This window comes from Halococcus qingdaonensis (assembly GCF_024508235.1).
In the GTDB taxonomy this organism is placed as follows: Archaea; Halobacteriota; Halobacteria; order Halobacteriales; family Halococcaceae; genus Halococcus; species Halococcus qingdaonensis.
The window spans coordinates 127,122-141,464 of the sequence record NZ_CP101943.1; the positions used below are offsets into that span (position 1 = coordinate 127,122).

The window sequence follows — 14,343 nt, forward strand, 5'->3', positions numbered from 1 at the left end:
TGGAGATGTGCATGATCCCGAGCAAGCAGACGGCGAAATCCACGAAGACCAGCTCCTTAATTTCCTCGTTAACACCCTTACCGGTGCGTTCTCGCTGAACCTCGGCGAGAATGCCGAAATCGATCCCGATGATATCTTCGAGGTCCTCGTCGGCGCGTGCGCCGACGGGACCTCTATCTCCGAACTCTGCAAGCATAGCAAAGACGCTCCCTCCAGCACTGACGTCCTCTATCACCTCCGCACGAAGTTCGATTTCGATGCCGTCGCTTCCGTCGGTAATCTTCTGCTCCAACGCGATATCCTCGATCTTCTCCCCGAGCAGGTGGAGGTCGTCTAATGACTAAGACAATTTTTGAAAGTCAAAGAACTTCTCACACCAGCTTTTTGCGTAGCTGACTCGGTGCGTTATTTGCTCGAACACATCCTGTACGAGATCCTTGAATTCGCTCTCATTTTCGACGATGATTGGGCACATCGTCCACTTGAGTTGGTCCCAGACTTTCTCGATCGGGTTGAGATGTGGTGATCCAGACGGGAGGAAGATGAAATCGATTCCGAGCTGATGGGCGCGCTTACGCGTGTATTCACAGATATGCGAACCGTGCTTGTCCAAGACGAGCAGAATCCGCTTGCCGGGATTCTGCTCGCGGATCGTCTCCAATACCTCGCAGATCCGTTCTTTCGTCTCGTCTTCGGTGAATTTTACGAGACTCTCACCGTTGAGCGCGTAGAACCCCACCGCAGAATCGTCGGTCTTGACCAACGGTCGTTCGATGTGTGGATCGTCGACGTACCAGACACGCCGCGAATTATCGTATGGTTGGGGCTGTGAGGCATCAAAGAATCCGACGACGGTACCGCCGTCGGTGCAAACATCGTCGTCGACAATCCATCCTTCTCCATCTTCGCCCGCGCGTTTGTTGTGTGGCTGCTCATCCTCGTCGAGCGCGTCACCGACGCGCTCTTCGAGCATCTCTTCTGGATTTTCCGGGCGGTGTGGACGCTTTGGCCGCGGCTTCGCATACGATAGACCGAGTTTCCGCAGGAACGTGCCGAGGTAGTTCGGGTGGTATTCGACGTCGAATTCTTCGGCGAGAAGGTGCTGAATTTCCTGCGATTTCCAAGGCTGACCGTCACGCAGTAATTCGATCAGCTCGTCCTGTTCATCCTCATCGAGCTTCGGGGGCCTGCCGCCCCCGAAGTTCGGCATGAGTTCATCGAGTCCGCCGTTGTTCCAAGCTTCTGCCCACCGGCCTCCTGTCGCTGGTGATCGTCCTACTCGATCAGCAGCCTCTGGAACGGTATCGCCTCGGTAGAGATTCTTGACGAAACCGATCCGCCGAAGACGGTGATCGTCTTCGGCTTCCCGAAGTAACTCGTCGATCTGCCCCTCTGGAAGATCGGTAGTTCCCGACTGTGATTACCGTAATCCTTACTGTAAGCTCAATCGGTAGTCGTTTCAGAATGAGTCTGGCTCGATGAGATGTGCACGAAGAACTCACCGAACCAGACGAGCAGATTTCAGCCGACAAGATGGAAACGCTGTCGCTTGATCTCCTCTCAGCACTACCTATGGAAGGCGTCGAGGGTTCGCCCCTCGACGCCGACGTGATCTGGAAAACTGTCGAGCGAGCCGCTACCGACGCCACTTCCGTTCATCACGTCGTCGAAAACACTGACGAAACACCTGATGACGACGAAACTATCATGGATTGGCTCCGGACCATCGAACCGGACGCTCTCGAAGAGGTCGTTAACGACCTTCTTGCTGAACACGCCACGACGATCCTCGACCCTGACCGGTCGAGGATCGTCATCATCGATTTCGTCGACAACCCCTATCACGGGACGTGTCTCACCGATCCAATCGAGATCTGTTCGATGAAGCCCCGCGACGGTACCACCAAGTGCCACCGATACTGTACCGCGTTCGTCCTCGACAGCAAGAAGCCACTCACACTCGCTATAACGCCCGTCACGAGCGACGAGGACGCGGCCGACGCTGTCGGGCGCGTCTTCGACCGCGTCGACCAGTTACCCTTCGGGGTCGATGCTATTCTCGCGGATCGCGGTTACTACCAAGAGCGCGTCATTCGACGCGCTCGTGCCACTGCTCCTGTCGTTCTCCCAGTCGTGAAGAAAGGCGAACGACTGCGCGATCAACTTGACACGCACGCCTCCTACTGGACCGAATACGCGATGTACAAGGACAAAGACCGAGAGCTTGAGTTTCCGCACGCGGTCTGTGTCTCCTACCAGAACGGCGACCGCGGCAAGAACGGCGAAGTCGTCCGTGGCTACGTGGCGTGCGATCTCACCGATCGCACGCCCAAACAGGTCGAAACGCTCTATCGGAAGCGCTCAGCCATCGAAACCAGCTACCGCACCTACCGCGAAGCGAGAGCGATAACGGCCACACCAGACCCACTGATTCGCTTCGTATTCGTGGCTGTGAGCTTCCTCTTGCGGAATCTCTGGTTGATCGTGCGCTGGACGGTCGTCGCCCGCCCACGGCAGGGCGGGCGCGACCTTCCGACTGAGTTCACGTTCGAATTGGTGTGTGGCTGGATCAGAGATCACCTAAGCGCTGATCTAGGCTGGCAGTACACGTGGGAGACCAACGGTGTCGGTCTGCCTCCGGGTTACGGCCCGACCGCGGCCTGACCGAAGTCAGGCCGCTGGGCCGCCTATCCTGAGCAACAGCTCTCGGCTGAATGGGGCGATCGAACCGCCGTAAAGGACGCTCAGGTGCGCAAGTGTCTGCTTCAGTCTCACCAGACTGCTCTCGTTGTCAGATCACCCGTCAAACCAGATGCGAACGCGAAATCACGAAAACACAGTCGGGAACTACCGAAGATGGCGCTGGATCTTCGTTCGACGTGAATTCCCCATTACCCGCACATCACGCTCCACTTTCAAAAGTTTCCGGGAGCATTAGTGAGACCCCGGCCTTGTTCATGAGTCGGCAGACGTGACGATGGGAGAAAGCAACATCGAATGTCTCGGTGAGGTAGTGCTGGGCGAGAACGCTACTCCACGCTGGGTCGTCGTATCCAGCTTCTTCAGGAGGTTCATGGAGTACAGCAGTGAACTGCTTGAACTGTTCATCGCTGAGTTCGGAAGGACGTCCTGGGCGAGATTTATCGTAGAGCGCGGCGTCGAAGCCGCGCTCTTCGAAGCGGTTCAACCAGTTGTAGATGGTCTGCCGGTCCCAGCCGTATTTGGCTTCGATATCAGCTGGAGAGAATCCTTCGAGATACTCGCGAGCAGCGGTGAGACGTTTGATCGCCTTCGGATCTGTCTCGTCCGCGAGTTGCTCGCGGACTCGACGTTTCGTGAGGTCAGGAATCTTGTTCCCTTCCTTGGCCATATCGGCGACTAGTTCGCTGGCGTATCAAAACTTCCGGCATACGGTATACAGTCGCCGCTTCAGCATTGAAGCGAGCTACCGCCTCGCGGAGGAGACGACGATCTCGACGACAACGACGGATCCGACGCGACGGCTACTGTTCGTCGTGATCAGCCTCTTGTTTCAGAACGCCTGGCGGTACTTACACTGGGAGTACGTGGCGACGCCTCGCCGTGGCGGGCGTCGCCTGTGGGAGTGGTCGTTTGAGGAGTTCATCCGCATGGTGACGCGGGCAGCGTGGACGGCCCTCGCGGTGCGTCGGGCCGTCCTCGCGAATAAGCCACCTGACGACCGCTTCGAGCGGTAATCCACCGATCGGGATCGCCGTTCGGTGAGTGGCCACACCGTCGCGTCGGCGGCGTTCCGCCGCCGACTGCGACAGGTTTGATACTCTCGGTAGCAAACTGTCCTCCCCAGCAGCTATTCGACACCGATCCTCCATCAAATTCACATCTCAGAACGAGTCAGGTGGCGAACTTTGTGAGGTACTGACTATAGTGTAAATGTTTTGTGGCAGCCTCCCTATTGGTAGACGTGACCGACGTAGTGGTAGTTGATCAAGGAACGCCCGGCGGACGAGACACATACACAAGGAATCTCGTTTCCATGTTACGGACGAACGGGTGGGAAGTCTCTACTATCCGGATGACTTCCGACGCTGACATCCAAATATCCCTTCTGACCGGATCTGACCTCGAGTTTCTACTCCGATTCACCATACTCGGGTTAATTGGACAACTCCCGAACGCGAGTATTGTACACACGCAGCGGACCGTCGAGCTGCTCCCCTTCTACTTGCTCAGATCCGACGCACAAATGGTGGTCACATGCCACGGAAAAGACACTTTGGAGATGAGTTTACATCGACCCTGGTGGGTGGTTTCTCTGTACAACGCGGTCGAATCGATTGCAATACGATCTGCTGATCAGGTGATCTGTGTCGACCAGTCTACGAAACAGTACCTCCTCCAGAAACACGACCTACCTGACGACAGATTCGTTGTGATTCCGGTCGGTGCCGATGGAACCATTTTCAATCCAAGATCGCAGGCCGAGTGCCGTCATCAAAGCGATTATGAACTGGACGACGACATCCTCCTTTTTGCTGGAAGATTATCAGAAGTAAAGAATTTACCGTTACTCTTGAATACATTTGTCGAGGTACAGAGACGTCGGGAGTGTTTCTTGGTCATTGCCGGTGACGGTGGACAAAGAGAAGCACTCGAGCGGTCGCTACACAAACGAGGCTTAAACGAGTTCGTCAACCTGTGTGGCACCGTTGAACACCACGTGTTAGCGGATTTGATGAACCTTGCCGACTGTCTGTTACTCACGTCTGATCATGAAGGAAGCCCGAATGTGGTCCGGGAAGCACGTGCCTGCGGTCTTCCGGTCGTCTCAACAGACGTCGGTGATGTAAGTCAGATTATTACGGATAACTCACAAGGATATGTTGTCACGGAGCGTTCACCGGAAGTTATCGCTGATCGAGTTGAACTGGTCCTAGATGACAATTCGGCCTCTCGAAGTCCTGACCGGAAGGTGTTGTTCGAATTTACTTACAACCGTATCGAGACATTGTACTTTAAGAATTAGCAATAATTGCAAGGCGAGGACGTTTATTCGTCACACGGAAGATTTGTAGCGATCAGTCAGTATTTTGTCTGAAGATTTATGGAATCTCTGCTGGCTGAACGAACCACCGCCATCGATATAGTTATTTGGGTAGAATATCTGCTGATACGCCTGATCCGAGAATCGCCGGAAGGCGGTGCTGTCCATCCTCATGCGGTCGGTGCTAGAACGGTGCTGTCTGTGGTCTCGTAGTGATAGCAGTTGCTCATGATTGCGATCTAACCGCAGTGGAGAGATATCACTCAAGTGTCTCTCACGCAGGTACTCCTATCGAATCATACACCTCCTCTTGGTTGTATATCTGGTAGCGATCACTCCGGGACGCCAGCGCGTGAGGAAGAGAAACACCTATGCGGGCTTTCTCGGTTGTCGCCTGCGGCGGCAGCCGGGCTGTAACGCCCAGTATTCGGCTTCCTTCGCCCATAGACCAATCACATACACGTGCTCTCGCACGGTTTACTGCTCGGTCTCTTGCGCCCCATACTTTCCTCACGCTCTCTAGGGATAGCCACTCGTTATCGCCTAAGGATTCGTCCGAACCAGCAGGCGCTACCGTCTCCCGCGTCAGCCGGAAATCATGGACCGATGGCTCAATATTCTCGGTCAAGAACTCCGGTATCTGCTCCCACCACGGTCGGTGCGCGAGCACGCTCGCGCTACCGACCTCGTTGAACGCAACCGATTCATCGACGCCTTCCCGTTCTTCTGGTCGTTCGTCATCGGCACTACCCAATCCGACGGATCTCTTGCTGCCGTTCAAGACCTCTACAAGGCTTTCACGGGAGACTCCGTAGCATACTCAACCGTCCAGCAGTGGGTCACAGCTGATCTCACCGAGCTACTTACCGACATCTGCGGCTACATCGGCGTTGAGCTTGGGCAGACGGAATCAGCGCTCGAAAGCCGCTTCGAGCGCTTCCGAGATGTCTTCATCTCGGATGGGACCATCTGTACGCTCTCGGCGGAGGCTTTCGAGGAGTTTCCCGGATTAGGCGACGATCACGCTGGAGCGAAGCTCCACGTGATCGAATCACTCGCTTCGCGGGCACCGATTTTCTCATCGATCACCGACGCTCGTACCCAAGAAACCACGCAGCTCCAGGTTGATGACTGGGTCGATGATTCCCTGCTTCTGTTCGACCTCGGCTACCTTGACTACGCGAGGTTAGCACGGATCGACCGCAATGGCGGCTGGTTCGTGAGCCGACTCAATGTCGACGCCAACCCCGAAATCATCGACGAACTTCGGACCTGGTGTGGTGATACGATCAATCTGGAGGGCACGCACCTCCAAGAGCTGCTGCCCGATCTCTATCGGCAGATCATCGATCCGACGGGGACAGTCGGTGCGGATCGGAACGATCCGCACCTTCCCTACGATGTACGAGTCGTCGGCGTCCGCCACGAAGACGACGAGGATGATCACCACACGGAGGAAGTCGAGGTTGATCACGACTATCACCTGTATGCGACGAATCTCCCGGTAGACGCGTACGCGCCGCGAGAACTCGCGGCGCTGTACAGCAATCGCTGGAGCGTGGAAACGGTCATCGACGAGCTGTAATCAGTGTTCGAGTTGGACGAGATGACGGTGCGACGGGAGGCAGCGGTGGAGTGTTTCATGATGGCAGCGCTGTTGATGGTGCTGGTGAGTCGGTATCGGCTCCGGCGGGTACGAGCACGGCTCGGGCCCGCCTCACAGCGATCAGTCGAAGAGGAAGAGCGCATCGAACCGGTGAGGTTTTCGAAGCGAATCCAACTGTTTAGCGGTGATCTGCTGCGGATATTGGCTGAACAGCTCGGGTATGGGTGGGACGGAGCCGGGTCCGCGATCGTCGAGGGAGCGATCGACCCAAACGTCGATCGCCACGCGCTCACGGAGCGAGTGGCTCACGGAAGCGTCGATCCGAGCCTGCGAAACGCGGGTGAACTGGCGACGATCCGGCCCGGCTGACGGTCGTCAGCCGAGCCGGGAAGCTTCGTGTTGAGTGGCAACATTGCCGATTCGGCGCGTTTCTGAAAGGAAACCGACTTAAAATCAGTTAACTCCAGCAATATCGATCTTGATTAGCCCCTTCGTTCCCTATTTTTGAGAATATCTACAGCTATCAGCAGGCCAGATTCCGCGTAGAACGCTCATTCGGACCTAAGGCGATAACCAGTGCTTGCAGACTGGTTTTGCGATGAGGTGCCGTCTGAATGCCTCGGACAATCTGTTTTTCAGGGTGTTAATGAAGATCCAACCTCCAGGCACTGCTAACTTAGACCGGCAGCTTCGATCGGCGGTTGATTGTCAAGAGCTTGGTGACTCCGGAGGTGATTGTAGTAATAGGCGTAGGCAGTCAGCCAGCGCTGGCGCTTGGCTGACTGCCGTTCCATGTCTCGTGGAACCGTGCGATCCGCATCGTGAACGTCTGAAACAGCTTTTCGACGATGTTGCGGTCAGTGTAATCGAGGTGACCGCCCAGATCGGTCTTTGCAAGGGCGGTGAGGTAGCCTATACCGTCGACGAGAAACACCGCGTCGAGACGCGGTGTTTCTCTTTCAATTCGCGGAGAAACGACGTTGCTGGGTTGGTTCCACGGTGTTGAGAAAGTCGTGCGTGAAGCACGACTTTCGAATCGATATCGATCGCCGCATACAGCCAGAATTCACGTTCTTCGGCCAGCTGAACCTGTTTTTCGTCGACAGCAACGCGGTCAGGTTCGGCGGTGAACGTTTGCTCGTGAGACTCGGCGAATGACTGGCACCAGTTGCGGATAGCGGGGCGGCTGCGGTCGACGCCGAACCAGCCGAGCATGTCGCGGATTTCGGCAAGTGAGGCGACTGAGGCATGCAACGCGCACGCCAGCCGGATCAGGCCGGCTGGCGTGCGCTCCCCGTCCAAAAGCAGTACAGTGCTGGCGTCCTCATCTGCCAACCGGAGTTCCTCTATCATAGGCCTATCATGTATGGAGGAACTTCACCCACTTCAGCCGACTAAGTTAACAGTGCCAACCTCTAGGAATTTTGGACAATGAATATTAATCGTCCTCATCCGTCTTTAGCTAAGCGCTAAACCGCGTGACTACGGCTGGAATCGAAGTCGGTTCATGAACGGAATGAGGAGGAGTTCGGTGTGACCGACGAACCCTCCTCGGGCCGAATTGAACAGCGGCTCACTACGCTCTTTCCATCGACGGCTCTCGAAGACCACGCCGAGGCAGTCGGCGTGGTCGAACGCGACAGCAAGTTCCAGGTTCCAGCGATGGTCTGGGCGCTCGTGTTCGGCTTCGCCGCTGGCGAGAGCCGAACACTCGCCGCCTTCCGTCGCGCGTACAACGCTACTGCGGACAAGACGCTCTCACCCGGTGGTTTCTATCAGCGGTTGACACCGCTGTTCGCCGCGTACCTTCGCAACCTCGTCGAGTTCGCGCTCGACGAGGTTGCTGTCCCCCACACTGTCAGTGACGAGTTCGACCAATTCAGGGACATAATGATTGCCGATGCAACCGTTCTGCGATTGCATCGGTTTCTACGCGAACAGTACCGAGGTCGCCGAGAGGAGCAGGCTGGAGCGAAGCTCCACCTGCTCCACAACGTCACCGATCGAACCATCGAGAAGCTCTCCATCACCGGCGAACGTCCCCACGACAGCACCGAGTTCAAGACCGGATCGTGGCTGAAAGGACGGTTGCTGATCCTCGATTTGGCGTACTTCAAGTTCCGTCGCTTCGCTCGGATCGACGAGAACGGCGGTTACTTCGTGAGCCGCCTCAAGCGGAATACGAAACCGGAGATCGTCGCAGAACTGCGCGAATGGCGCGGTCGCGCCATTCAGCTGGAAGGCGAGCAGGTCTTCGAGATCGCGGAGGATCTCCACCGCAAATACGTCGACGTCGAGGTTGAGGTGGAGTTCAGACGCGGGCTGTACGCGGGCACGCGCTCGTGGGATACGAAGCGGTTCCGCGTCGTCGGCGTCCGTAACGAGGACGCCGACGACTACCACTTCTCCATCACGAATCTCCCGCGAAAGTGGTTGTTGCCGGCGGATATAGCTACGATGTACCGTTGCAGGTGGGCGGTGGAATTGCTGTTTCGTGAGCTGAAGACGTTGTACGAACTCGACGAGTTCGACACGGCCAACCCTGCGGTAGTGGAGATTCTGCTGTATGCGGCGGTGCTGACGCTGTTGGTGAGCCGCGAGTTGCTGGAGTTGGTGATTGAGCACGCGGACGATGAGGCGGTGTTCCCCCCGGAACGCTGGGCGGCGACCTTCCGGTCGCACGCCCAGCGGATCCTCAAGCGACTCAGCAACTATCTCGGCTACTCGCCACCGCCGCTGTTAGAGCGGATGGCAGCCGACGCACGGAAGATCCATCAACAACGCCCAATCCTACAGGAACGGTTCGCTACCGCCGCTCAATCCACCGCTGGAGTTAGCTAAAGACGAATGTAATCGTCCTATATTTTCTGCGAGCCTGAGAAATGAGAGCTGGCAAGATATCCACCGGTATGATACTCAGGCCGATAAAATACTCACGTCGGAACTCTACAACACTAAGGAGGACCCGAAGATGGATAACGAACTGTCTGAGTCCCAAAGCGGAAAATACGACGATCTGCGTGCTGTGGCGGAGTCAAAGATCGAGTGGCTCTAAAATGAAGAAGAGCAACAGGTTCCACAACAGAATATGGAATCAAGGTTGGCTGATCTAGGGTATCTATAGAAAATCGCAGAAGTGTTCATAGATTCTCATCCGTACCGAAACGCTGTCGACCGCTTGGCAATGATCTACCACCCTATTGCTGGAATATCCTGAGAAAAGAGCTCCGAGAATCGTGCAGATCCCTATAGATCGAGAGTGAAATGGGCGAAATGCGATGGTTTGTTGGATCGAACGGTGCTGGATCACGAACCTGAACCAGATGTGTTCGTGCTTGGCGCAGCAACTACCCAAACTGATAAGCCACCATTAAAGTATATTCTGTTGGCAGTATTGTCATTTTTCAACCTCTGAAGTTCATCTGCAGTATAGTAGTTCAGGTCTTTGTAGCGCCACTTTGGTTCAGCATGATACCAGCGACGGTCAGCGGTCCGTGTCACAAGATAGATTGAGTTGTTAGCCCCTATTGCTTTCGAGATAGATGTGTATTCGTTGTAACCCAGCATTCTCGGTAGACTAAGCGTACTCCTGATATAATTGCCCTGTTTGAGCGCATTAACTGTTCGAGCGTGACCATAAAAGTAGTTAGCAAGTTTGTCTCGATCCCCACGAAGGGCTGTTTGTTTATTCATATTCTTCGTGTCGAGATGCCAGTTGTAACCCGTTGCAGTCTTCTCCGAGATATGATCGTTAGGTTGATACGTAGTACCCAAGTCAAGACCAATCACAGGAGTCGACATAATCAACAACATAGCAACGGCAACCCGTGTTGACGTTAGAGTGCGAATTCTTTGGCTGACTTTCAGTATTGCAATCGCAACAGCAAGTACACTAAACATGATGAGATATTGAGATACACGAATGATATTAGCTGCAAAAATTCTAACAAAAAGCAATAAGATGCTAATCAATCCGCCAATAATATATTGGGATGAGACGTATTTTTCATAAAAATTTGTATTGCCTCGGAAAGCCTTATGCAATAAATATAGCACTGCTACACCAGCCACGCCGAAATACAAAAGTAACACTCCCCACTTTTGGAGGATGAAACGTGTAATCAAATGAATGAGTGAGTAGTCTGTAATCAATGCTTGTTGTGCTATCGTAGCCCCACCGCCAGTTTCTGTTATGAGGAGATTACCAATTGCACCGCGGATATAACTGTTCACAGTTTTAAATATAATAGGAATTCCAACCAACAAAATAAACGAAATTATGGTAGCCAAAGTCGGGTTCCGATCGAACCCAGAGATATTGGACTGCCGCTTCAGAACTGCGTACCCTAAGATGGTAATGCCTGCAATAACTGACGTGTATGGATGGAAGACAGCCAGCCCAGTAGACACCAACAGTAAACAAAAGAGCCAACGCCCACTATTCGTTGTGCTGTACCGTTCCAACGCTGCAAGCGCTATAAACAGAAATGAATATGCAAAGAGCCATGGCATAATCGAAACTCGATACGCACCGAAAATAGGAGCAAGTGATGCGAGACCGGTTGCTGCGGTCAATTGACTGTCTCCTGTTACTATCTGTACAAAGATGATTGTCGATAGGATAAATAACATAAAAAACGCCCATGCAACGGTCCACATGAGGATTCGTGATGGGAGCCCTGTAAGTAGTGATCCCTCCGCAAACAGAAGGTAAGTCGCTGGATACTGGAAATTATGTATTTCACCCGAAGATAAAATATCACTTATGTAGCCTAGATGAACAAGGGTGTCAAGTCCAAATCCCGTTGTGAGAACGTATCCTCGGGCCAAAGAGAAATGAAAAAACCCAGCATAGGCGACTGCGGCTACCGCTAATCCTCCCCAGAGTCCTCTTTGGTAGTCAGTAATAATAATCGAAGCGCTCAACGCAGTTACTGCGATACAGATGAGTATTCCGAATAGAACCAGGGTTGGAAGCGGCATTCCAGCATATACCGAGATATCGAAGGTATGGGCTAGAGGGGTCAGTGCTACAGACATCAAAAAAAGGCTACAGCAGATGATAACGATTTTCCAGCGACGCGTAGCAGTACGTTTCATGTATTGATCCATACCATCGTCGTATCGTTCAAAGATATCCCAAGTCATTTAAATTCTCTGTACTTGCTCTGTTGATCGGCGATTCCGTCTGGCAGTTCTATCGCTGAATTCAGGGGGAATTGGACACGCCCTCTTGCGGTATGGAGCGGTTACGACAACGTGCGAAAAAAGTATTTCTCTGTTAGATGTCTGAGAGGTATCGCCGACGATACCCCGATCCGTTTGATGATTTCTATCGAATTTGATAATTTCCACAACCGCAGAGTCAGGCTTCTGCATCATGCGTCACGTCGAATTGACGGATAGAGACGCTAAGAATTGCATTTATCCACCCCTCCCCTTCGCCGTCTATCAATCAAATCAACAGGGCATAGCATTTCGAAGTCTCCCGCTTCAAAACCCTCGTTCTAACGGTCCATCCCGGTGCTGTCTAACGGTTCACCAGAGCCCACTCATCCGGATAACAAGCTATTAAACTGTACGACCGATCCCTTACATACAACATGAGCATCGACTGGGAGAGGAAATCAGCTCTCGTGACCGGTGGTGCAGGATTTATCGGGTCATTTCTGACCGAAGAACTCGTCAATCGCGGTGCCCACGTTCGTGTCGCGGACAATCTTTCGCGTGGTGATATTGATAAGATCGAGCCTCTTCTTGACGACATTGATTTCCGCTCGCTTGATCTTACCACTCACAAAGGCTGTGTCGAAGCCACCGAGGATATCGACTACGTGTTCCATCTTGCCGCGAGTGTTGGTGGTATCCACTATATAAAACGAGAGAACGTTAACGGTCTCGCACCGAGCGTACTGATGAACCAGCATATGCTCGAAGCCGCGGACACCAACGACGTGGACCGATTTCTCTTCGCGTCGAGCGCCTGCATCTATCGCCAACAACACGACGATCTCAACCGATTCACCGAAGACCAAGCGATCCCTGCTGACCCGCATAGTACCTACGGGTGGGCAAAGGTACTCGGCGAGGTAGCTTGCGACGCTTACCAGACTGACACTGATCTCGACACAGCAAGCGCCCGCATCTTCAATGCTTTCGGACCGCGCGAGAGCCTCGATCCGGATAGCAGTCATGTCATTCCGTCGCTGTGCCGAAAGGTCATTGAGGAACCCAACGGCGGTTCAATCGAACTATTCGGCGACGGAACGCAGGAGCGTGGATTCATCTACGTCACGGACCTCGTCGAAGGGTTGCTCCACGCTATCGAGAAGAAGGCTGATGGCGAACCGATCAATATCGGGAACGGCAGCGAAGTCGTTTCGATGAACGAACTCGCGGAGATGATTATCGCCATTAGTGAAAAAGATCTCACCATTGAACATGATCTCTCGAAACCCACGGGGACAGACAAGTACGCGGCAGACACGGCGAAAATGAAGGCAGAACTCGATTGGGAGCCATCTACGCCGCTTAAGGAAGGACTTGAGACTGTCTACAAGTGGGCAGCAGAGGAACTCGAAAGTTCCAAACAACCAGCTTTCGCAGATGGTGATGCTAACAAATGAGTGCTTGGGCTGGCGAGCAAGTTCTGGTAACTGGTGGAGCATCGTTCATCGGAAGTCACCTCGTGGAGGATCTCGTCGCAGCAGGTGCCGACGTGCGTATCGCGGACGATCTTTCGAGTGGGAAGCCGAAAAACCTAGAAGCAGTCGCTGACGATATCGAACTTCTTGAAGGCAATCTTAAACACTGGGAGTTCGCCAACGAGGCAACAGCAGGCGTAGATACTGTTTTCCACCTCGCGGCGGACCACGGCGGACGCGGATATATCTCGAACTACCCAGCGAACTGTGCGACAAACCTAGCGTTGGACAACATCGTCTACGAGACTGCCGCCGAAAACAACGTCGAGCGGATCTGTTTTGCATCAAGTGCTTGTACATATCCAACCGACATCCAACAGGAACGCCAGCGCCTCCACGAAGACATGGTGAGTTTCGACGAACGTGGCGGCGCATACGCCGACGAGATGTATGGATGGGCCAAGCTCATGGGCGAACGGTCGCTGCAAGCCTACCAGGAACAGTACGATATCGATACGAGCGCCGTTCGGATCTTCACTGCGTATGGGCCTCGGGAAAACGAAACCCACGCGATCGTCGCGTTCATGGCGAAAGCATACGCCGGCCAAGATCCCTTCGAGATCTGGGGCGACGGTGACCAAACTCGCAACTTCACCTACGTCAAAGATATCACGCGCGCACTCCGACTCGCTGCTGAGAACATCACCGATGGAACTGCGGTCAACGCCGGTATCAGCCGGTACGTGACGATGAACGAAGCCGTCGAGTATGTCTTTGACTACTTCGACTGGGAACCTGACGAGATCAACTATATGACGGATAAACCAGAGGGGGTCCGTCATCGTGCCGCAGACACCACTCGGGCCAACGAACTCCTCGGCTGGGAACCCGAGTACACCGTCGAGGAGGGGATCAAGAACACGCTCGATTGGTACGTGGACGCCCGCGACAAAGAGTACGTCCGCGAGAACCTCGAAACACTCCTCCACGAGCGATAGCATAGTTCTGAATCTCATGTCTGAAAGCGATACAGAGTACGTCCTTGTCTCGGAGTATTTCCATCCCGACAC

At 54.0% G+C, this 14,343-nt stretch carries 7 protein-coding genes and 5 pseudogenes; 8 read left to right on the forward strand and 4 right to left on the reverse strand.

Annotation, left to right across the window (positions count from 1 at the left end):
• Positions 1-7: 7 nt before the first annotated feature.
• Positions 8-331 (forward strand): annotated as a pseudogene (locus tag NO363_RS00730) (ISH3 family transposase); the annotation flags it as partial.
• Between the two features lie 9 nt (positions 332-340).
• Here the strand turns inward: NO363_RS00730 and NO363_RS00735 are convergent.
• Positions 341-1,384, reverse strand: coding sequence for an IS630 family transposase (locus tag NO363_RS00735; protein WP_256687988.1), 1,044 nt, complete (start codon positions 1,382-1,384; stop codon positions 341-343).
• 149 nt (positions 1,385-1,533) lie between these two features.
• On the opposite strand from NO363_RS00735, the gene NO363_RS00740 reads away from it, so the two are divergent.
• Positions 1,534-2,664 carry an ISH3 family transposase gene (locus NO363_RS00740; protein WP_256687989.1) on the forward strand — a complete coding sequence of 377 codons (1,131 nt, stop codon included), beginning with the start codon at positions 1,534-1,536 and terminating at the stop codon, positions 2,662-2,664.
• A gap of 262 nt (positions 2,665-2,926) precedes the next feature.
• On the opposite strand, the pseudogene NO363_RS00745 reads toward NO363_RS00740, so the two are convergent.
• Positions 2,927-3,370 (reverse strand): annotated as a pseudogene (locus NO363_RS00745) (helix-turn-helix domain-containing protein); the annotation flags it as partial.
• 46 nt (positions 3,371-3,416) lie between these two features.
• Between NO363_RS00745 and NO363_RS00750 the strand changes: the two are divergent.
• The 3 genes and pseudogenes from NO363_RS00750 to NO363_RS00760 all read left to right on the forward strand — a co-directional run.
• Positions 3,417-3,716, forward strand: a pseudogene (locus NO363_RS00750) (ISH3 family transposase); the annotation flags it as partial.
• A 227-nt stretch (positions 3,717-3,943) separates the two neighbouring features.
• Positions 3,944-5,005, forward strand: coding sequence for a glycosyltransferase family 4 protein (locus NO363_RS00755; RefSeq protein ID WP_256686137.1), 1,062 nt, complete (start codon positions 3,944-3,946; stop codon positions 5,003-5,005).
• A 616-nt stretch (positions 5,006-5,621) separates the two neighbouring features.
• A pseudogene (locus NO363_RS00760) lies at positions 5,622-6,998 on the forward strand (IS4 family transposase).
• Positions 6,999-7,300: 302 nt separating this feature from the next.
• Here the strand turns inward: NO363_RS00760 and NO363_RS14190 are convergent.
• Positions 7,301-7,982 (reverse strand): annotated as a pseudogene (locus NO363_RS14190) (IS6 family transposase).
• A 180-nt stretch (positions 7,983-8,162) separates the two neighbouring features.
• Between NO363_RS14190 and NO363_RS00775 the strand changes: the two are divergent.
• Complete coding sequence (locus NO363_RS00775; RefSeq protein ID WP_370525573.1) at positions 8,163-9,470, forward strand: IS4 family transposase; 1,308 nt, start codon at positions 8,163-8,165, stop codon at positions 9,468-9,470.
• 465 nt (positions 9,471-9,935) lie between these two features.
• On the opposite strand, the gene NO363_RS00780 is transcribed toward NO363_RS00775, so the two are convergent.
• Positions 9,936-11,741, reverse strand: a complete 1,806-nt coding sequence (locus tag NO363_RS00780) for a hypothetical protein (protein WP_256686143.1) — start codon at positions 11,739-11,741, stop codon at positions 9,936-9,938.
• 491 nt (positions 11,742-12,232) lie between these two features.
• Between NO363_RS00780 and NO363_RS00785 the strand changes: the two genes are divergently transcribed.
• Positions 12,233-13,255, forward strand: a complete 1,023-nt coding sequence (locus NO363_RS00785; RefSeq protein ID WP_256686144.1) for an NAD-dependent epimerase/dehydratase family protein — start codon at positions 12,233-12,235, stop codon at positions 13,253-13,255.
• Between the two features lie 62 nt (positions 13,256-13,317).
• Entirely contained in the window at positions 13,318-14,271 is a 954-nt protein-coding gene (locus NO363_RS00790) for an NAD-dependent epimerase/dehydratase family protein (protein ID WP_256686146.1), read from the forward strand.
• The last annotated feature ends 72 nt before the right edge of the window (positions 14,272-14,343 follow it).